The sequence below is a fragment of the Pseudoalteromonas sp. S3260 genome (assembly GCF_005886925.1).
Classification (GTDB): Bacteria; Pseudomonadota; Gammaproteobacteria; order Enterobacterales; family Alteromonadaceae; genus Pseudoalteromonas; species Pseudoalteromonas tetraodonis.
On the sequence record NZ_PNCV01000003.1, the window covers coordinates 1 to 18,614 of the forward strand.

The following is an 18,614-nucleotide window of genomic DNA, read 5'->3' on the forward strand; positions in this document are numbered from 1 at the left end:
ACTATCGTAGAGTAATAATTAGCCTAGCTAATTAATACGAAAAAACCCGAGCTTAGCCTCGGGTTTTTTAATGTCTGCAATTTACTTCATGTGAAGGTGGCGCTCTTACCTTAGGCATCGGTGCTTTGTAGCAACTATCGTAGAGTAATCATTAGTTGTAATGCATTAAGCATTAATAAAACCCGAGCTCAGTCTCGGTTTTTTTATGCCTGAGGTAAAGTGTAATTATTAATGTTATTGCTGTAACAAAGTAGGAGTATGGACTTAATTAGTTAGTAACCAGCATTCTTACGTAATTCATCAAGCATATCTTGGTTACCCATCATTTCGTCAAGCGTTGCCCTGACTGTATTGTCAGAGCTGTTGTCATAAACTGAAAGTAGATGTTGCGCCATTTGCTTCGTATAACCACCTTGTTTATTTTGAGCTTGGTAGTATTGCGCCATCAACCCTTGTGCAGCTAAGCGACGGATATAATCATTCGAGTCTTGCTCTAACAAGTTTGTAAATTGCTCTGCAAGGCGGTAATCAAGTACCGGTGTTTGAGTTGATAACTCAACAGCTTGAATTTTAAATTTTTCGTCACTACTGTTGTTCGCTAAATTTAAAATGTTACCCACTACTTCATAGTCATACTCAGGCATAGTAGATTTATTTAGAATATACATATTCATTTGCAGTTGGCTCAGTGCAGCTAACCTATTTAAATCAGAGATGCTTGGATCTAAAGTTTGCTCTCTTAATTGAGAGTTTATTTGTTTAGCATAATCAGGTTCTGATTTGATCCTTAAATCATAGTCTTCTGGTAAATCTGCATAAAAGCTATAAAGAGGATTTTACTCACGTCGTTTTTCATCTTCTTGCTGCTGTTTTTCCTCTAGTACGTCAAGAACAAGCTCCTTAAATTCGTCGGTATCTTGTTCTTGATAAGAGTCATTAGCGTGCAGTTTTAAGTTTGCTATTTTGCGTTGTAGCGAACTTACTTTCTTGCTTAGTTCGTCAATTAGGGCTTCATTTGATTGCTGGTATTCTGCAGGAGTACTAATAGAAACTGTGGAGCTTAGCTGTTGCTGGTTGGGTTTATTAAGCGAACTGGCCTGATCTTTAAAAAATGTTCCGTAGCATGAAATTACCAAGGCAAGTGTTGCTATAGCAATCGCAATAGTTCCTTTGTTTATAGTCATAAAATAATCTGCCTCTAAAATGGGTAATTTATCTGTTTTCGAAATATAAGTCTGTTAAAAAGTGTGTTAAATGAGGGTTAAATATACAGGTTAATTAAGAATGCGGGGCGTGAGTGGCGAAATACGGTGTTTAAAGTGGCTATAAGCGCTAGACCTAAGCCTAGCGCGTAAAGCTTAATGAGATTTTGCGTATTGCTCAGCTTGCTTCCACACTCTTAGCGTATTGCCGCTTAAAATCTTTTTAATATCGCTATCGCTGTAGCCTCTATCCACTAAGCCTTGTACAAGGTTTGGGTAGCTAGACACATCTTTTAAGCCGATAGGCAGTGAGTCACCTACACCGTCGTAATCAGAGCCAATACCAACATGCTCTATACCAATTAACTTCACAACGTGATCAATATGATCAAGCACTTGCTCTAAGCTTGCAAATGGGTAAGGGTTTTTAGCGCGGTACATCGCATCAAAATCTTTACTTAACTTAGTACCATCTTTTTTTACCGCTTCTTTTTTACTTTTTAACTGTTTGCCCCACGTACCTGCTTTAGCAGTAACAAAGCTTGAACCAAAGTTAATTTGAATAACACCACCGTTCTTTTTAAGAGCTAATAACATGTCGTCATTCATATTACGCTCAAAACCTGGTGTGTATTTACGTAGTGATGAGTGTGATGCAATCACAGGGGTGTTAGACAGTTCCATCACTTGATAAAACGCATCGTCCGAGATATGAGACACATCAATCAGCATGCCGATGTTATTCATCTCTTTTACTAGTTCTTTACCAAATGGGCTTAGGCCTTTCCACTTGCGACGAATATCGTATGATGAGTCAGAAATATGGTTGCTTTGCGAGTGAGCAAGGGTGATATAGCGCACACCACGGTCAAAAAAATGCTGTAGGTTGTTTAAATCGCCTTCAATGGGTGAGCCGTTTTCCATGCCCATAGCAATCGACATTTTACCTTGCTTAAATTGTGCTTCGATATCGCTTGTTGAGCTGGCAATGGCAAACTTGTCAGGTGCACGTTGTGCAATTGCTTCCATACCATCAATAAGTTGATTCGCTAATTGAAGGCTTTTGCCTTTGCCTTCAAACTCTAAATGAGCAGGAATATAAATCGACATAAATGGCGCGTTTAAACCGCCTTTTACTGCACGAGGGTAATCAAAATCGCCGCCATCAGTAGCTTTAGTTACATCAGCCCATTTTGCGTGAATACGGTAAGGTACATCAATGTGGGTATCGATTAAAATGGTATCGTGTGCAAGCTTAATTACTTTATCTGAGGGAGTAATTTCTGCGTGTACTGCACCTGTTAATGCAATCGACATTGCAATAACTATTGAGCTTAGTTTTATCATTTATAATGGCTCTTTAAGTTAAAAAAGCCATTGTCTATTTTTACGCCGTGTCTGACAAGTTTACTCGTCGAATTGCGCTTCACTTTGTAGTGCTTTGAATTCACTTTTAGAAATTATGGTGACCGACTCATGTAGCTCAGAGAAAAACACCATAGCTTCGCCGCTTTTTAATTGCTGATTTACTTGCGCTACTTTACTTTCAATACTGAACTCTTGTTCGCCATAGTCAGTGCCTTCGCGCAAAACGTAGCTTTCAATTAGGTTGTACAGTGTGTCTTTATCAAGTTGTTCAAAAGGAATAATCATAGCCACTCTTTATCGGTGTTATTAAATACACATTGCTTAAAATAATCAGGCACCACTTGCTCTAACCAAAACACGGGTTTAAATGGGTTGTTACCGCTAATAAAACCTACGTGGCCGCCCCTCTCTGAGATGCGCAGCGTAACATGCTCACTTACATCCTGACTACTTGGAACTGCTTTAATCGACAGCATAGGGTCGTCTTTGGCATGAATAATTAGTGTGGGTGTCGCAATATCTTTTAAATACGGCATGGCACTGGCTTTTTTGTAGTAGTCGTGCGCATTTTCAAAGCCATGTAGCGGTGCTGTAAGCTGGTTATCGAACTCTAATAAATCATCAATTTCCATTAACTGATCAGTGGTGATCGGTATCTGCTGTTTAATTTGTGGGAGTTTGCGTTGCATCGACTTTTTCATCCGATCGAGCAAATATTTTTGATAAATTTTACCTAAGCTTTTACGAATAACATCACTAGATGATGACAAATCATAGGGCGCAGATATCACGGCGGCTGCACTAAGCGGGCAGTGAATGTGTTCTTCCCCTAAATATTTAGCCAGCACATTACCACCCAATGAAAAGCCAACCGCCACAATCGGGCGCTTTGGAAATTGCTGTTTTAAATGGTTTATAAAAAAAGCTAAATCGGCAGTGTCGCCACTATGGTAGGCTCTTGGCAGGCGATTAACTTCGGTTGAGCAGTTTCTAAAGTGCATTAGCACCACTGCAAACCCTTGCTTTTTTAATGCTTTCATCATGCCTTTGGCATAAAAACTATTTATGTTGCCTTCAAGTCCATGAAGTACTACTGCGAGCGGCGCCGTTTCGTTATGCGGGAGTGACCAAGCAAGCTCAATAAAGTCACCATCGGGTGTATCAAGTTGCGCAAGTTCGTAGCGAGTATGGTGAAAAGGACGAAAAAAACGCGGCATTATGGTTTGAACGTGTCGGTTGGTCATCCACCATGCGGGTTTGAACTTAGGGATCATGTCTGTACTACGCACTTTGCAATAAACGAAGCGCTAGTGTAGCAAATTTTTTATATTTAAAAATAAAAAGCGCCTAATCAGTAAACTAATAAGGCGCTTTGTGCGTCGTGCTTAATGCTGTTCTTTAATATCTGCATCGTGTACTTTTTTCATGAAAAAATACACAAAGAAGAGGCATAAACTAATAACGACGCCTAAAAATCCAAATGATAAAAATAGTACTGGGTCGCTAAAAAAATCTCTAAAGAATACGTCCATAATGGCCTCCTGATGTCTATGGGTTAATCATAGGCTGGCTTGGCAGGGCTTGATATGATCCAGATCAAGCTATTTAACAGATTATAAAATGGGCAATGCAGATGTTGATTTTGATCAATAAAGTTAAGTCGATTTTGCACTTTTTAGTAAATTATCTGCGATTTTTTAATCACTTTTTATAATAAAGATGGTCAGCAAAGTTCAGCTTTGAATAACCGTTGCTTTGTTTTAGGTTAAATAAAATAAACCTAGTGTTAAATATATTTGACATGGCTAAAGAGTGAACTTATAGTTTTAAAGTCAAAAATATTTTACTTGGGGTTAGCTTTATATGACTCGTTCAGAGCACTTTAAAGAATTTTTACAAAGCATAAGTTTTAGAGAACTGACACTGAGTATCGATTTACTAGTAAGCGTGTATATATCTTACTTTTATGTAAACAGCCTAATGAATGCGAGTACGCAGCAGCTTAGTTCTGTTTCTTGGTTATCTGGTTTATTGCTACAGGTGTTAATTTATTCTGTGATACTTATAGTATTGAGCTATTTATTACTTTCATTTATCAGTGATAATGAATTAAATCAGCCACCTGATGTGAGAGAAAAGCAAATAAATTTAGTGGGTTATAAATACAAGGCCATAATATTACAGACGGGAATTTGTGTTGCTATTGTTCAATATCAAATTGAAGCTAATAACTGGGGCCCAGCTATCGAATATAATATTCCATACTTACCAATGCACGTCATGGTAGGTGCTTTTTTGATTGCCGAAATAGTCAACTATATAGCGCAGCTTTATAAAGGTAGAACGGGTGATATTTATGAGTGAGTATGTAATAACTAACTCTATTCGAACATTACGCTTTTTACGCGATGAAATGACGCAAAAGCAATTAGCAGATGCTATTGGTGTAACTCGGCAAACGGTAATGGCAATTGAGGCAAATAAATATTCACCCTCTCTAGAAGTGGCTTTTAAAATTTCTATAGTTTTTAACTTGCCATTAGAAGAGGTGTTTCAATACAAAGCCAAAGATATGCAGCTTGGTTTATAAAACAAACTAAAGTAACCACGTATATAACGAGCTAATATTCATAATATAAGTGATCTGATGAAAATAATGGTGAAAAATTATGCCAAATATTTATCGCTGTTATTGGGCGTTGAACAGGCTGTTAAATCCATACTATTAACTACATCAATCAATATTATTTGTTGCTGCTTTTCTAACTTCAACTCGGCGCCGAGAAGTGCTTTTCGAATTGCGGCGTAATCGGTAATCTCGGTTTGATTTGTTTTTAAATAGGCGCGGGTAGTACGTAGAGGCTTTAATGCTTGCTGATCAAACTCACTAATTGATTGTTCAAGCTTGCTCAGCTGTGTTTGGTTAATAGCTAGATTGAGAGAATCTAAGTAATACAGCAACAAGCATAGGTTGACGTTTTTACCTTGCAGGTTTTGGTAATCTAACAGGCGCGCTTGCATGCCATCTTCGCTATAAAGCTGACATGCAAACTGCCAAAAATCGTTGCTGTTAAGCAAGTTCATCGGCGAATGCCTGTTCTTTTTGTTCCATCTCTTCAAGGGCCATTAATAACTCTTCTTCAACATTATTAAGCTTAGGCGTAAGTGTGGCTTGTTTAGTAATTAACTCTTTAAGCTTGCCTTTATTTTCATCGTTATAAAGTGTGTTATCGCCGAGCGCCTCTTCAACGTCAGCTAATTCTGCAGCAAACTTATCTAATTGCTTTTCAAGTTTTTCAATTTGCTTTTTCAGCGGCTGAATCGCTTTTCTAAACTCGGCTTCTAAGCGCTTTTGCTCTTTACGGTTAACTTGTGAATGGGCTTTTGGCTCTTCGTCGGTGTCGTTTTTAGCGGCTCCTTTATTAGCATTAAGCAGCCACTGATAATATGCATCTAGGTCGTAGCCAAATTGGGTGACCTCGCCATTATCAACTAAATAAAATTCATCGGCGGTATTTTTAAGCATATGACGGTCATGCGATACCGTGACCATAGCGCCTTCAAAGCCTTGTAATGCCATAACTAAAGCGTGGCGCATTTCTAAATCAAGGTGGTTGGTTGGCTCATCGAGTAGTAGTAAATTTGGTTTTTGATAAACCAACATAGCCAGTACTAAACGGGCTTTTTCACCGCCTGAAAACGGTGCTACAGGGTCGAGTGCTTTATCGCCTACAAAGGCAAAACCGCCTAAAAAGTCACGCAGTGATTGTTCGCTGGCTTTAGGGTTTAAGCGTTGCAGATGAGTGACGGCACTGGCTTTTAAATCAAGTGATTCCAATTGATGCTGCGCAAAGTAGCCAATGTTTAACCCCTGATGCTGAAACACTTCACCTGCTTGAGGTTGTAAGTCACCAGAGAGCAGCTTAATCAGTGTTGATTTACCTGCGCCATTTCTACCCAGTAGTGCAATACGGCTGCCTGGTACTAAGTTCAGCTTAATACTGTTTAAAATGGTGACATCGCCATAACCGGCTTTGGCTTTGTCGAGTGTCATTAGCGGGTTAGGCAGAGCGGTTGGCTCAGCAAATTCAAAATCAAATGGCGAGTCAACATGTGCTGGGGCAAGTTTTTCCATGCGCTCTAGCGCTTTAACACGGCTTTGTGCCTGTTTGGCTTTACTGGCTTTGGCTTTAAAGCGGGTAATGAACTGCTCTAAGTGGGCAATTTGTTCTTGTTGTTTTTCAAACATGGCTTGCTGCTGTAATAAACGCTCAGCTTTTTGGCGTTCAAACTGCGAGTAGTTACCTTTGTACACATTAATAAGTTGTTTATCTATATGCCAAATTTGATCGACCACAGCGTCTAAAAACTCTCGGTCATGAGATATCAGTACCAATGTACCAGTGTAGGCACGTAAAAAACGCTCAAGCCAATACACAGCATCTAAATCAAGGTGGTTTGTAGGCTCATCCAGTAACAGCAAGTCGGCATCGCGAATAAGCGCTTGGGCTAAGTTTAAACGCATACGCCAACCACCCGAAAATGCACTTACTGGGTTTTCTATTTGGTTATTAGCAAAGCCTAAGCCATGTAATAGCTCTCCTGCCTTGGCTTCTATGCTATAGCCTTTAATATTTTCAAGCTGAATATGCACTTTAGCTTGAGTGTCGCCATCATTGGTTTGCTCAGCCTCACGTAAAGCAATTCGTAGCGCATAATATTCAGGGTGGCCTTGCAGTACGTAATCTATAGCGCTTATTTCAAGGGCGGGGGTTTCTTGTTTTACTGAGGCCAGTGACCAATCTTTAGGAATACTGCAATTACCGCCATCTAACGAAAGCTCAGACTTTAATAAACTAAATAGCGTTGACTTACCACAGCCATTAGCACCAACAAGGCCTACTTTGTGCTCTGGAAATAATGTAGCCGATGCATTTTTTAATAAAGCTTTGCCACCGCGAAGCAGTTCTATTTCTGAGATTTGGATCATAAATACGTTACTTTACTGTGCCTTGATTGAATTGCGGCCATTATAACACGGATCTTATTAGCTATATCAATCGTATCAAGTAGGCAAATATTGCGATAAAATAACGTCAGTCAAAATGGTAGGAAAAACGAAGTGAAACATAAAAAACGATTTATTGCTGGAGCAACGTGTCCTGAGTGTAAAACCATGGATATGTTAATGCTCTACAAAGAGCATGACGTAGAAAAAGTTGAATGTATGCAGTGTGGTCATAAAATGGCTCAACCAGAGCAGGCTGTGCAGGCATCAACACGCCAATTTGAACAGATCATTGGCGTGTTTAACCCAGGCGACTAAACCTAAACAGTTTAGTAATGCGGTGGCGGAGGCTCCGGCATATTCGACATCATAGGTTGCGATGCTTGCGACTCTTTAAGTTTTTCAGCCAGCAACTCGGTTTGGCGCTTTATTTTTGCCAACTGTTGCTGGTGAACTTTTATTTCATCATTCAAAATTTCAATTGTTTCGTCTTGAAAAGCCACTTTAGCCTCAAGTTCCATTAGCCGATGTTCAATTGTGTTCATTTGGTTCTCGTATAATAAAGCGCTCAGCGATTCCGCTTGAGCTTTCAGTTAACAATGATTTACCGTTATCTGTAAATGCCACATCAAGTACCACTGCCGATTTGGGCTTACTGCCTTCTCGCGGAGTGACTTGCCATGTTTGAATTTTTTCACCGCTGGTTAGCTGCCATAAATCAACCCGTTTATTGGGTGAACCGGTTGCTAATAAAGTGCCTTGATCGTTAAAGCGCACTGCGGTAAAAATTTTCTGACGCGCAATATACTTTAGTTTACTAACAAGGTCACCTGTAGTCAGCTTCCATACATTTGCTTGTGCCATACTGTCGGCGGTAAAAGCATAGCGCCCTTGAGGATCTAAAGCGACCTGCGTTACTCGGGTTGGGTGATTAAAGCGATGAACTACTTGCCCACTTTGAGTATCCCATAAGTAGGCAACATAATCGTTAGAGCCGCTCAATGCATAGCGCCCATTAGGTGATAGGTCTACGGTGTTTACTTTTTCTTGATGGCCTAAAAATTCAATGCGTCTGCCAGTGTTAAGGTTTATAAATACCACAACGCCATCGCTGCGCCCGTAAACAACACTTTGGCCTTGGTTGCTAATGGCAATATCGCGAATGCTGGCTTTTTGTATTTTATAAAAACCTTTATTTTTGCCAGTGGCAATATCCCAGACCGCAAAGGTGGTTTTTTCGGCGGTAACAGCCACGCTATTATCAAAAGCAATGGCTACGGCATAAACTAAGCTATCTTCAGCCTGCTGTTGAAACCATTGGTATTTAAGCGCTTGCTGTTGATTATCCCAAAGGGCGACCCCATGATGGATAGAAGACACTAAGCTGTATTGACCATCGTGCGATAACGCAGATGAAAAGGCGCCCTGTGCAGTGTGCTCAAAACTGGCCACTGCTTGTTGTTTTTCATCACTACATGCAATTGTTAATAAACAGCAAGTGGCGACTAAAAAAGTACGAAATAACGACATATTACAGGTATTTCCTCTTAACTCTTAGTGACTGAGAGGTTAGACTAGGTTGCGAAAAACGCCTAGGTTGTTTGTCTAATCACTGGATATGTTTTTAGTTTAGCTATTAAACAAGCAGCCTACCATGTAGGCCGTTAATCTTTAACTAGTAATATTACAATAAATGGCAACTGCAAAGTGTGTCGGAGATTTAAAATGAGAAAGACGATTAAATTGTCATTGATTGCAGCGTCAGTTTTAGCGCTTACAGCTTGTAATCAAGAAGCAAAAAAAGAGCAAGCAGACGTTAAGCTAGATACTGTAGCACAGCAACAAGCGTACGGTATTGGTGCATCTGTGGGTAACTTTTTAAATAAAGACCTAGCGGATAAAAAAGAAATTGGTATTGAATTAGACCAAGCTTTATTAATGCGAGGCTTTGAAGATGCACTTGCGGGTAATGCAAAAATTGACGAAGAGAAAATTCGTGAAGTTTTAACAGCATTAGATGAGTCAGTGCGTACTAAACAAGAAGAAAAAGCAAAAGTAGAGTCTGAAAAAAGCAAAGCTGAAGGTGAAAAATACCTAGCTGATAACGCTAAAAAAGAAGGCGTGATGGTTACTGAGTCTGGTTTACAGTACGAAGTAATGAGCGAAGGCGAAGGCGCAAAACCAGTAGCAACTGATGTGGTTAAAGTACATTATAAAGGCACATTGTTAGACGGTACTGAGTTCGATAGCTCTTACTCACGTAACGAGCCGACAACGTTCCCACTAAACCGTGTAATTCCTGGTTGGACTGAAGGTTTACAACTTATGCCTGTAGGGTCTAAGTACAAATTTACTATTCCTTCAGACCTTGCTTACGGCGATCGTGACTTAGGTAAAATTCCTGCTAATTCAACACTTATTTTTGAAGTTGAATTATTAGAAATTCAAAATGATGCAGAAGCTGCCGCTGCAGAATAAGCGTTATAGATAATAAAAAAGGGACCTTAGGTCCCTTTTTTATTACGTTGAATAACTAATTAGTCAGTGTGATTAGAAAATAAGTTATCAATCAGCTCATCTTCAAGTGCAAAGCGCGCTTCGAGTGCTTCACCCATTACTGAAAGATCATTATCAAAGCCTTCTAGTAAATCTTCAGCGTCTACCTCAGCGTACTTATCGTTGAAATCCAGAGCGATGTCAGTGGTATCTGAAATACGTGGGTATATCGTATTAGCGAGTTGCTGGCTTTCTAGGCCTTTCTTTTCGCAGGCTTTAGCAATATCGTCGTACACTTCAAAGTGGCCGGCCGATAAATAATCCATTAAAATTTGGCAAAATGCCTGAATTTGTGATGGTTCAGGCAAAGACTGATCTTTTTTCTCATAAGGTGAAAAGCCTGCAATTTTACAGTAAAGCACAATCAGCTCTTGGCGTTCGTTTAACCAATTATCGATGACCGTATGGCTACCCCCCCACTTTTGTTGAGCTTTTTCTACACGCTTCAGCATAATTTTTCTCCTAAGCTGGGTTGGATTTTTTAAATTAAAAATAAAACTTATGTTATCCAAGATATATTTAATTGGCGTGTATATCAACAAGTAAAATAGATGTAATACCAGAGGGAATTTTGTTTAAGGGTATAAGTTGTAAGTAATTTATTCCAGGCAAGAAAAAACCACCTATTACGGTGGTTTAATTTCTTTATTAGACTTGTTTAAACAAGCATTCTTATTTTTATTAGAGATTTTTATTATTTTTATATTAACAATTTTTGTTATTGTTTTGTTAACGCGGGAGATACAATATCAAGCTTTTTTAGATGTTGCAAATAGTTTAATGAAAAGTTTTTATTATTAACGTTTGTTTGGTTGTTTTATGTACAAAGCAACATGAAAATTAAAAATTACTTGATCTAGCGCTACTCTGTAGCGATTTAATCGCTTAGCGATAGAGGGGGCGTGAATATGGTGGTACAATCTTGCACAATTTCTAAAAGCCCTAGGACTCTATACGCTATGAGCGAATTAAAAAACGACCGTTATTTACGTGCCCTTGCCAAGCAACCTGTTGATGTCACGCCGGTATGGATGATGCGTCAAGCAGGACGTTATTTACCTGAATACCGTGCTACACGTGCACAAGCGGGCGATTTTATGAGCCTGTGTAGAAATGCTGAGTTAGCCTGTGAAGTAACATTACAGCCTTTGCGCCGTTACCCATTAGATGCAGCTATTTTGTTTAGTGATATTTTAACTATTCCCGATGCAATGGGATTAGGCTTGTACTTCGAAACCGGCGAAGGCCCTAAGTTTGAACGCCCAATTTCGTCACTAGCTGATGTTAAAAAAATTCCTAAACTTGATCCTACCGATGAGCTTGGCTATGTAATGAACGCAGTGAGCACTATTCGTCGTGAACTTAAAGGCGAAGTGCCATTAATTGGTTTTTCTGGTTCGCCTTGGACACTTGCAACTTACATGGTTGAAGGTGGTAGCAGTAAAGTATTTGGTAAAATCAAAAAAATGGCGTTTGCTGAGCCGCAAACACTGCATTTATTACTCGATAAACTAGCTGATTCGGTGATAGATTACTTAAACGCGCAAGTTAAAGCGGGTGCGCAATCGCTAATGGTATTTGACTCATGGGGTGGTGTACTAAGCCCGCGTGATTACAATGAATTTTCATTGCAATACATGCATAAAATTGTTGATGGCTTAATTCGTGAATACGATGGCCGTAAAGTACCGGTTACTTTATTTACCAAAAACGGTGGTCAGTGGATTGAAGCGATTGCCGCAACGGGCTGTGACGCAGTAGGTTTAGATTGGACTATTAACATTGGCGATGCTAAACGCCGTGTCGGCGATAAAGTTGCACTGCAAGGTAATATGGACCCATCAATGCTTCATGGTACGCCAGATCGTATTCGCCAAGAAGTCGGCACTATTTTAGAAGACTTTGGCACTGGCAATGGTCATGTATTTAATTTAGGCCACGGTATTACACCAGATGTTGACCCAGAAAATGCCGGTGTATTCATTAACGCCGTGCATGAATTAAGTGCGCAATATCATAAATAGTTTCTAAATAACGATGAGTTATTAAAAAAGCCCGCTTGATTCAAGCGGGCTTTTTGTTACCTAGTGCTTAATATTACTTAAACAAGCGGTTTAAGCCATTTAATGCCGCAACTCGATAAGCTTCTGCCATTGTTGGGTAGTTAAACGTAGTATTTACAAAGTAGTCGATGGTATTGCCACCATTTTTTTGTTCCATAATAGCTTGGCCAATGTGAACAATCTCAGAAGCACGCTCACCAAAGCAATGCACGCCAAGTACTTCTTTGGTTTCTGTATGGAACAATATTTTTAAACTACCCACATCGGTACCTGCAATTTGCGCACGGGCTAAGTGTTTAAATTGCGCACGCCCCACTTCATACGGTACTTTTGCGGCAGTTAATTGCTGCTCTGTTTTACCAACAGAACTCATTTCAGGAATAGTATAAATACCGGCTGGAATATCAATAATCAGCTTTTCATCGCAGTTACCAGAAGCAATGGCATCTGCGGCAATTCGACCTTGGTCAAATGCAGCACTAGCAAGGCTTGGGTAGCCAATAACATCGCCTACTGCGTATACATTGTCTACTTCTGTTTGGTAGGTTTCGTTTACTTTTATCTGTCCGCGGCTATCTGCTTTTAAGCCAATGGCTTCTAAATTAAGGGTATCAGTGTTACCGGTTCGTCCATTGGCAAATAAAATACAGTCAGCTTTAACACGTTTGCCCGATTTTAAATGCATAACAACGCAGTCATCACGGGTTTCAATGCGATCAAACTCTTCGTTATGACGAATTACAATACCGCTATTCCAAAAGTGATAGCTTAATGCATCAGATATTTCAGCATCCATGAACGCCAATAAGCGATCGCGAGTATTCACTAAGTCGACTTTGGCACCTAGCCCTTTAAAGATAGACGCATATTCACAACCAATTACACCCGCGCCGTATATAAGTACGCGATGCGGGTCGTGTTCAAGGCCTAAAATAGTGTCACTTTCGTAAATTCGTGAGTGGGTGAAATCAACCCCTGGTGGGCGATAAGGTCGTGAGCCGGTAGCAATGACAATCGTTTGTGCAGTAAGGCGCTCAGTAGAACCGTCATTACGTCTAATTTCAATAGTGTGCTTATCAACAAAGCTAGCGTCGCCTTGAAACATATGAATGCGGTTACGATCGTAAAAACTGCTGCGTAAGTTTGACTGCTTTGAAATTACCGAACTGGCATGGCGTAAAATATCAGGAAAGGTAAGTCTTACCGGACGCTCGCCTACGTTAAATAAAGGATTTGCTTTGTATTCAATGTAGCGACTAACAGAATGACGAAGTGCCTTTGAAGGAATGGTACCCCAATGTACACAGCCACCACCCACGGCTGTTTGGCGTTCAATAACTGCTACTTTTTTGTTACTTTTAGAGAGGTTCATAGCGGTCCCTTCACCGCCAGGACCCGTGCCAATAATGATTGCATCATATTGGTAGCTCACGGGTACTTTTTTCTTTTCTGGTTGTTTGGCCACAGCCACTCCTATTTTAACTAAAAGAGGCTTTTAATAACCTCGCATTAAGTGCTAGCCATGCCTGTTTTTGTGTTTCCCAGGCGGCTTCAAGCTCGTGATATTGTGCCATTAATGCCGACTTTTCACACTGCTTTGCCATATTATTTTTTTTAGCTTCCAACACTTGTTTTTGTAATGAGCAATAATTTTGCAGTTTTTTAAGCAACAAATCGTACTCTTGTTGTAATAATGTAAGCTTATCTTGCGCTAAAGGCAATTTTGCGAGTCGACCTTGCGTTTTGCTCATCAAGGTTTCTGCTTTAGCTTTTTCTATGCGCTCAACCGGTGTGCGCTTTAATTTACTCGCTAAACCAAGTGCAGCTAACGAGCGGATCATCCATTTAGTTGGGTCGTAATGAAACCATTTAATGCCATTGCGGTAATCGCTCGCAAAAATATGATGAAAGTTATGATAACCCTCACCGTAGGTAAATAGTGCTAAAAAGCCATTGTCTCTCGCGGTATTTTTTTCAGTGTAAGGGCGTGAACCCCAAATGTGTGCTACTGAGTTAATAAAAAAGGTAAAGTGCTGACTCAATACTAAACGAAGTAATCCCGCTAGTAATAACATGCCCCACACATCACCTAACATTAAACCTAATACCAGTGGTAAACCAACATTCATGGCTACTACCAGCTTTAAATAATGTTTATGTTGCCACATCACAATTTTATTGCGTTGTAGGTCGCGGCAATTGCTGTAATCACCGTAGCTATCGCCTTGGTAGTCGCGCAGCATCCAGCCAATGTGACTATACCAAAAGCCGTTGGTAGCGGCATAAGGGTCTTTTACAGGGTCATCAACTTGACCGTGGTGAATACGATGATCGCTGCTCCAATGCAGTGCACTGTTTTGCAAAGCAAACGCGCCGCCTAAGGCAAAAATAAATTCAACGACCGGGTGTGCATTGTAAGTTTTGTGCGCCCATAAACGATGGTAACCCGCAGTGATCGATAATCCCGCGAAAAACATGCAAGCTACAAAAGCAGCCCATTGTGTGCCTGTAAAGCCATAGTTAAACCCATACCAAGGTACAAGTGTAACAGCAGCCAAAAACGTCAGGCTAAAGAAAAGGACGTTGGTCCATATAAGTGGTGGTTTTTTCATCTTTCTCATTTCTCAGCGTACAACTGTACGCTAAAATAATATTTCAATCTGCTGCCGTCAAGTATTAGACTGTACTATTAGCTATTTTTTAATTAAAAATTTATTACAAATTCATTCAGGGAGCTGTTGATGTCGGGCGTTAGAGCACAACAGAAACAAAAAACACGACAAGCATTAATTGAAGCTGCTTTTAATCAGCTTAGTGCTGATCATAGCTTTTCAAATTTGAGCTTGCGTGAAGTAGCGCGCGAAGCCGGTATTGCGCCCACCTCTTTTTATCGTCACTTTAAAGATATGAACGAGCTAGGTTTAACCATGGTTGATGAAGCGGGTTTAACGCTGCGTCAGCTGATGCGTCAAGCTCGTAGGCGAATAGCCAGTGGCGGCAGTGTAATAAATACGTCTGTGGTTACTTTTATGGAGTTTATTGATAACTCTAGTAATCAATTTAGGTTATTGCTGCGTGAGCGCTCGGGTACCTCAAAAGCATTTAGAGCGGCAGTAGCACGTGAAGTGAAACACTTTATTTTAGAACTTGCTCATTATTTAGAAAGTGAAACGCCCTGTGATGCGATTCATGCGTATATTCAGGCAGAGGCTATGGTTACGTTGGTATTTAATGCTGGCGCCGAAGCGCTAGATATTGAAGGTCAGCAGCGCGATGAATTAATTGAGCGAGTTATTTGGCAGTTACGCTATATTACTCGTGGTGCGTCAAATTACGTACGCGCAGAAAAGAAAGAGTAAATATTAAAAAAAGTTAAAATAAGCACTGTACTTTACGGTGCTTGTTAATTTAAACGCCACGCCCTCTGAGGTTAAATTTTTTATCCATTTTTTATCTATTTGTTGAATTTTAAATCCTTTAAAAGTCTTGTGTAATTATTTTTATGGCATTTTTATGCTTGCGCCTACTGCGCTGCAATGATAAAAATAAGCCTCATTGGACACACACAAGAAAACAAATGCAAACTAATCGTTTAATTACACTAAAACTAAACCTCTTACTGCTGTGGCAAGTGAGCGGGGATTAGTGTGTTTGCATTGAGCTAAACAACAAAACCCCGCAATTGCGGGGTTTTTTTTATCTCGCTGCAGGGATAAATCGAAATTTGGGTAACACAGGAATGAGGGGCAGTTATGCAAGAGCAAGATAAAGTATGGATTTTTGATACCACCTTACGTGATGGCGAACAGGCACTTAAAGCAAGCCTGACTGAAGATGATAAAATTCAACTAGCGCATACCATTAGCCGCTTAAATGTGGATGTCATGGAAGTGGGCTTTCCGGTTTCGAGCCCCGCTGACTTTCGCTCAGTGCAGCGAATTGCCACTGAAGTAAAAGGCCCTATTATTTGTGGCTTAGCACGCTCGGTTGCCAAAGATATTGAGGCCTGTGGCGAGGCGCTTCGCAGTGCACAGCAAAGCCGTATTCATACTTTTATTGCAACCAGCCCGCTTCATCTTGAACACAAGTTGCGAATGAGCCTTGATGATGCCACTGCAATGGCGGTTAAATCAATCAAGCTTGCCCGTAATTACACTGATGATGTGGAATTTTCATGTGAAGACGCAGGACGTACACCACATTGGGATTTATGCAAAATAGTTGAGCAAGCTATTAATGCCGGTGCATCCACGATTAACTTGCCAGATACCGTCGGTTTTGTAACGCCAGATGAATACGCAGCAATGATCCGTCATTTAATGAACAACGTGCCAAATATTGATAAAGCCCGTTTAAGTGTGCATTGCCATAACGACTTAGGCTTAGCCGTTGCTAACTCTGTTGCTGCCGTTCAAGCAGGTGCTCGCCAAATCGAATGTACGATTAATGGTATAGGGGAGCGCGCGGGTAATTGTTCACTTGAAGAGGTGGCGATGATCATGAAAATGCGCAAAGACCATTTAAACGTATATACCGATATAAAAAGCGAAGAAATTTATCGCGCCTCTCGCCAAGTAGCCAAAATTTGTAATATGCCGGTACAGCCAAATAAAGCGATTGTTGGCGAAAATGCGTTTGCCCACAGTTCAGGTATTCACCAAGATGGTGTCTTAAAAGCGCAAAATACCTATGAAATTATGTCACCTGAAAGTGTGGGTGTGCCAAGTAATCAATTAAATATGACCTCGCGTTCAGGGCGTCATGTTATAGAGCATCGCTTAGAAGAGTTAGGTTATCAAAAATCTGATTACGACATGGATAGCTTATACCAAAGTTTCGTTGCGTTAGCTGACCAAAAAGGCACAGTATATGACTACGACCTAGAAGCAATGATTTACTTTAATCAAATCAGCGACAAAGATGAAAAATATCAATTAGAGTTTGTTCACTCTACGTCGAACTCTCAATCGGTAGCCAGCTCAACGATAGGTTTGTTGATTGATGGCGAAGCAAAACAAGAAGCGGCCACAGGTAACGGCCCGGTAGAAGCCTCATTTGCAGCCATTGAGCGCTTAACTGGTATGAGCGTTGAAATGATTGAATACAATTTAGAGGCCACCGGCCAAGGTGCAAGCTCATTAGGACAAGTGAATATTATTGCTAAATATGATGGCCGTCCTTATCACGGTGCCGGTATTGCGGCCGATGTGGTCGAAGCCTCAGTACGCGCTATGGTTCGGGTTTATAACTTAATTTATCGAGCACAAAAAGTGTCTGATTTAAAACAACAAAGGAAAGCAGGATGAGTAAAACACATTACAGCGTTGCCGTATTAGCGGGCGACGGTATTGGCCCAGAAGTTATGGCAGCTGCAGAGCAAGTACTTGACGCAGTCAGTGATAAATTTGGTTTTACTCTGAACCGTGAGCACCACGCGATTGGCGGCGCAGCCATTGATGAGTTTGGCAAAGCCCTTCCTGATACCACTTTAAAAGCTTGTGAAAACGCCGATGCTATTTTATTTGGTTCAGTAGGTGGTCCTAAGTGGGAACATTTACCACCTAATGACCAACCGGAGCGCGCGTCACTGTTACCACTGCGCAAGCACTTTGGTTTGTTTTGTAACTTACGCCCTGCTCAGTTGTTACCCGCATTAAGCGCTGCATCACCACTACGTGCTGATATTAGCGAAAAAGGCTTTGATATTTTATGTGTGCGCGAGCTAACGGGTGGTATTTATTTTGGTGAGAAAGGTCGCAGTGGCGAAGGGGCAGAAGAAACTGCATTTGATACGCAAACTTATTCACGTAAAGAGATAGAGCGTATTGCACGTTTTGCTTTTGAGGCCGCTAAATTGCGCAGCAATCATGTAACCTCGGTCGATAAAGCCAATGTTTTAGCATCAAGCGTTTTATGGCGCGAAGTGGTAACCGAAGTGAGTAAAGACTTTCCAGAAGTGAGCTTAGATTATATTTATGTAGATAATGCAGCGATGCAGCTAGTTAAACAGCCTAGCCAGTTTGATGTATTACTGTGCGATAACTTATTTGGCGACATTTTATCGGACGAGTGCGCGATGATCACCGGTTCAATGGGGTTATTACCCTCCGCTAGCTTAAATCAATCAGGCTTTGGCTTGTATGAACCCGCGGGTGGTTCAGCGCCTGATATCGCCGGAAAAGGGGTGGCAAACCCAATCGCACAAATTTTAAGTGCCGCCTTAATGCTACGTTACTCATTAGGCCAAGACGAAGCGGCTCGTACGATTGAAAAAGCAGTCGCAGAGGCGGTTGAAGCCGGTGTGGGAACGCCGGATATTTATCCGCAGGGCGGCTATACCACCACCGATGTAGCAGCGGCCATCGTTTCACGCATTTAATTATTAAAGCCACAGCACCGTCAGGCTGTGGCTCAATC

Annotated in this window: 20 protein-coding genes; 8 read left to right on the plus strand and 12 right to left on the minus strand. The window is 40.8% G+C overall.

What is annotated here, in order from left to right; translation table 11 throughout:
• Positions 1 to 272 precede the first annotated feature (272 nt).
• From CWC14_RS19570 to CWC14_RS00425, 5 genes are all read right to left on the minus strand, one after another.
• Complete coding sequence (locus tag CWC14_RS19570; RefSeq protein WP_249928662.1) at positions 273 to 674, minus strand: hypothetical protein; 402 nt, start codon at positions 672 to 674, stop codon at positions 273 to 275.
• Between the two features lie 162 nt (positions 675 to 836).
• Positions 837 to 1,184 (minus strand): hypothetical protein, encoded by a 348-nt coding sequence (locus CWC14_RS19575; protein ID WP_249928663.1) that lies wholly within the window; start codon positions 1,182 to 1,184, stop codon positions 837 to 839.
• A 174-nt stretch (positions 1,185 to 1,358) separates the two neighbouring features.
• Positions 1,359 to 2,549, minus strand: a complete 1,191-nt coding sequence (locus tag CWC14_RS00415) for a dipeptidase (protein ID WP_138560673.1) — start codon at positions 2,547 to 2,549, stop codon at positions 1,359 to 1,361.
• Positions 2,550 to 2,609: 60 nt separating this feature from the next.
• A complete protein-coding gene (locus CWC14_RS00420) occupies positions 2,610 to 2,855 on the minus strand; it encodes a YheU family protein (protein WP_008114225.1) in 246 nt (81 codons plus the stop codon).
• Positions 2,852 to 3,844: a hydrolase gene (locus CWC14_RS00425; protein ID WP_090495166.1), complete on the minus strand. Its 993-nt coding sequence runs from the start codon at positions 3,842 to 3,844 to the stop codon at positions 2,852 to 2,854. Before CWC14_RS00425 ends, CWC14_RS00420 begins: the two co-directional genes overlap by 4 nt.
• Before the next feature lie 589 nt (positions 3,845 to 4,433).
• Here CWC14_RS00425 and CWC14_RS00430 point away from each other — a divergent pair.
• Both CWC14_RS00430 and CWC14_RS00435 read left to right on the plus strand, forming a co-directional pair.
• The gene (locus tag CWC14_RS00430) at positions 4,434 to 4,934 is read left to right on the plus strand and encodes a hypothetical protein (protein ID WP_138560675.1); all 501 of its coding nucleotides are present in this window, start codon (positions 4,434 to 4,436) and stop codon (positions 4,932 to 4,934) included.
• Positions 4,927 to 5,160, plus strand: coding sequence for a helix-turn-helix transcriptional regulator (locus tag CWC14_RS00435; RefSeq protein WP_013466171.1), 234 nt, complete (start codon positions 4,927 to 4,929; stop codon positions 5,158 to 5,160). Before CWC14_RS00430 ends, CWC14_RS00435 begins: the two co-directional genes overlap by 8 nt.
• Before the next feature lie 77 nt (positions 5,161 to 5,237).
• Here the strand turns inward: CWC14_RS00435 and CWC14_RS00440 are convergent, their stop codons facing one another.
• The gene (locus tag CWC14_RS00440; protein ID WP_076922623.1) at positions 5,238 to 5,654 is read right to left on the minus strand and encodes a TIGR02444 family protein; all 417 of its coding nucleotides are present in this window, start codon (positions 5,652 to 5,654) and stop codon (positions 5,238 to 5,240) included.
• Complete coding sequence (locus CWC14_RS00445) at positions 5,641 to 7,560, minus strand: ATP-binding cassette domain-containing protein (protein ID WP_076922624.1); 1,920 nt, start codon at positions 7,558 to 7,560, stop codon at positions 5,641 to 5,643. Before CWC14_RS00445 ends, CWC14_RS00440 begins: the two co-directional genes overlap by 14 nt.
• A 132-nt stretch (positions 7,561 to 7,692) precedes the next feature.
• Here CWC14_RS00445 and CWC14_RS00450 point away from each other — a divergent pair, with 132 nt between their 5' ends.
• Positions 7,693 to 7,896, plus strand: coding sequence for a YheV family putative zinc ribbon protein (locus CWC14_RS00450; protein ID WP_008114218.1), 204 nt, complete (start codon positions 7,693 to 7,695; stop codon positions 7,894 to 7,896).
• An 11-nt stretch (positions 7,897 to 7,907) separates the two neighbouring features.
• Here the strand turns inward: CWC14_RS00450 and CWC14_RS00455 are convergent, their stop codons facing one another.
• Positions 7,908 to 8,123: a SlyX family protein gene (locus CWC14_RS00455; protein ID WP_013466167.1), complete on the minus strand. Its 216-nt coding sequence runs from the start codon at positions 8,121 to 8,123 to the stop codon at positions 7,908 to 7,910.
• Positions 8,110 to 9,108, minus strand: coding sequence for a WD40 repeat domain-containing protein (locus CWC14_RS00460; RefSeq protein ID WP_013466166.1), 999 nt, complete (start codon positions 9,106 to 9,108; stop codon positions 8,110 to 8,112). Before CWC14_RS00460 ends, CWC14_RS00455 begins: the two co-directional genes overlap by 14 nt.
• Before the next feature lie 195 nt (positions 9,109 to 9,303).
• Here CWC14_RS00460 and fkpA point away from each other — a divergent pair, with 195 nt between their 5' ends.
• Positions 9,304 to 10,056, plus strand: a complete 753-nt coding sequence (gene fkpA / locus CWC14_RS00465; protein ID WP_028834821.1) for an FKBP-type peptidyl-prolyl cis-trans isomerase — start codon at positions 9,304 to 9,306, stop codon at positions 10,054 to 10,056.
• 59 nt (positions 10,057 to 10,115) lie between these two features.
• Here fkpA and CWC14_RS00470 read toward each other — a convergent pair whose 3' ends face one another.
• A complete protein-coding gene (locus CWC14_RS00470; protein WP_013466164.1) occupies positions 10,116 to 10,586 on the minus strand; it encodes an Rsd/AlgQ family anti-sigma factor in 471 nt (156 codons plus the stop codon).
• 507 nt (positions 10,587 to 11,093) lie between these two features.
• Here CWC14_RS00470 and hemE point away from each other — a divergent pair.
• On the plus strand, positions 11,094 to 12,158 hold the full coding sequence (gene hemE / locus CWC14_RS00475; protein ID WP_013466162.1) for a uroporphyrinogen decarboxylase: 1,065 nt from the start codon (positions 11,094 to 11,096) through the stop codon (positions 12,156 to 12,158).
• Positions 12,159 to 12,231: 73 nt separating this feature from the next.
• Here hemE and sthA read toward each other — a convergent pair whose 3' ends face one another.
• Together sthA and CWC14_RS00485 are read right to left on the minus strand one after the other, a co-directional pair.
• Positions 12,232 to 13,662, minus strand: coding sequence for a Si-specific NAD(P)(+) transhydrogenase (gene sthA / locus CWC14_RS00480; protein ID WP_171036809.1), 1,431 nt, complete (start codon positions 13,660 to 13,662; stop codon positions 12,232 to 12,234).
• Between the two features lie 13 nt (positions 13,663 to 13,675).
• Positions 13,676 to 14,809, minus strand: a complete 1,134-nt coding sequence (locus tag CWC14_RS00485) for an acyl-CoA desaturase (protein WP_024602170.1) — start codon at positions 14,807 to 14,809, stop codon at positions 13,676 to 13,678.
• Between the two features lie 129 nt (positions 14,810 to 14,938).
• Here CWC14_RS00485 and fabR point away from each other — a divergent pair, with 129 nt between their 5' ends.
• From fabR to leuB, 3 genes are all read left to right on the plus strand, one after another.
• Complete coding sequence (gene fabR / locus CWC14_RS00490; RefSeq protein ID WP_013466159.1) at positions 14,939 to 15,556, plus strand: HTH-type transcriptional repressor FabR; 618 nt, start codon at positions 14,939 to 14,941, stop codon at positions 15,554 to 15,556.
• A 393-nt stretch (positions 15,557 to 15,949) separates the two neighbouring features.
• Complete coding sequence (leuA, locus tag CWC14_RS00495; protein WP_013466157.1) at positions 15,950 to 17,503, plus strand: 2-isopropylmalate synthase; 1,554 nt, start codon at positions 15,950 to 15,952, stop codon at positions 17,501 to 17,503.
• Entirely contained in the window at positions 17,500 to 18,576 is a 1,077-nt protein-coding gene (leuB, locus tag CWC14_RS00500; protein WP_013466156.1) for a 3-isopropylmalate dehydrogenase, read from the plus strand. The genes leuA and leuB overlap by 4 nt, the downstream gene beginning before the upstream one ends.
• The last annotated feature ends 38 nt before the right edge of the window (positions 18,577 to 18,614 follow it).

Excerpts from the sequence above, each read along its gene's own strand:
- CWC14_RS19570 (WP_249928662.1), bottom strand. The coding sequence starts at position 674 with ATGAATATGTATATTCTAAATAAATCTACTATGCCTGAGTATGACTAT.
- CWC14_RS00425 (WP_090495166.1), bottom strand. The coding sequence starts at position 3,844 with ATGATCCCTAAGTTCAAACCCGCATGGTGGATGACCAACCGACACGTT.
- CWC14_RS19575 (WP_249928663.1), bottom strand. The coding sequence starts at position 1,184 with ATGACTATAAACAAAGGAACTATTGCGATTGCTATAGCAACACTTGCC.
- CWC14_RS00460 (WP_013466166.1), bottom strand. The coding sequence starts at position 9,108 with ATGTCGTTATTTCGTACTTTTTTAGTCGCCACTTGCTGTTTATTAACA.
- CWC14_RS00415 (WP_138560673.1), bottom strand. The coding sequence starts at position 2,549 with ATGATAAAACTAAGCTCAATAGTTATTGCAATGTCGATTGCATTAACA.
- leuB (WP_013466156.1), top strand. The coding sequence starts at position 17,500 with ATGAGTAAAACACATTACAGCGTTGCCGTATTAGCGGGCGACGGTATT.
- CWC14_RS00455 (WP_013466167.1), bottom strand. The coding sequence starts at position 8,123 with ATGAACACAATTGAACATCGGCTAATGGAACTTGAGGCTAAAGTGGCT.
- CWC14_RS00485 (WP_024602170.1), bottom strand. The coding sequence starts at position 14,809 with ATGAAAAAACCACCACTTATATGGACCAACGTCCTTTTCTTTAGCCTG.
- CWC14_RS00445 (WP_076922624.1), bottom strand. The coding sequence starts at position 7,560 with ATGATCCAAATCTCAGAAATAGAACTGCTTCGCGGTGGCAAAGCTTTA.
- hemE (WP_013466162.1), top strand. The coding sequence starts at position 11,094 with ATGAGCGAATTAAAAAACGACCGTTATTTACGTGCCCTTGCCAAGCAA.
- fkpA (WP_028834821.1), top strand. The coding sequence starts at position 9,304 with ATGAGAAAGACGATTAAATTGTCATTGATTGCAGCGTCAGTTTTAGCG.
- CWC14_RS00430 (WP_138560675.1), top strand. The coding sequence starts at position 4,434 with ATGACTCGTTCAGAGCACTTTAAAGAATTTTTACAAAGCATAAGTTTT.
- CWC14_RS00420 (WP_008114225.1), bottom strand. The coding sequence starts at position 2,855 with ATGATTATTCCTTTTGAACAACTTGATAAAGACACACTGTACAACCTA.
- leuA (WP_013466157.1), top strand. The coding sequence starts at position 15,950 with ATGCAAGAGCAAGATAAAGTATGGATTTTTGATACCACCTTACGTGAT.
- CWC14_RS00435 (WP_013466171.1), top strand. The coding sequence starts at position 4,927 with ATGAGTGAGTATGTAATAACTAACTCTATTCGAACATTACGCTTTTTA.
- CWC14_RS00440 (WP_076922623.1), bottom strand. The coding sequence starts at position 5,654 with ATGAACTTGCTTAACAGCAACGATTTTTGGCAGTTTGCATGTCAGCTT.
- CWC14_RS00470 (WP_013466164.1), bottom strand. The coding sequence starts at position 10,586 with ATGCTGAAGCGTGTAGAAAAAGCTCAACAAAAGTGGGGGGGTAGCCAT.
- fabR (WP_013466159.1), top strand. The coding sequence starts at position 14,939 with ATGTCGGGCGTTAGAGCACAACAGAAACAAAAAACACGACAAGCATTA.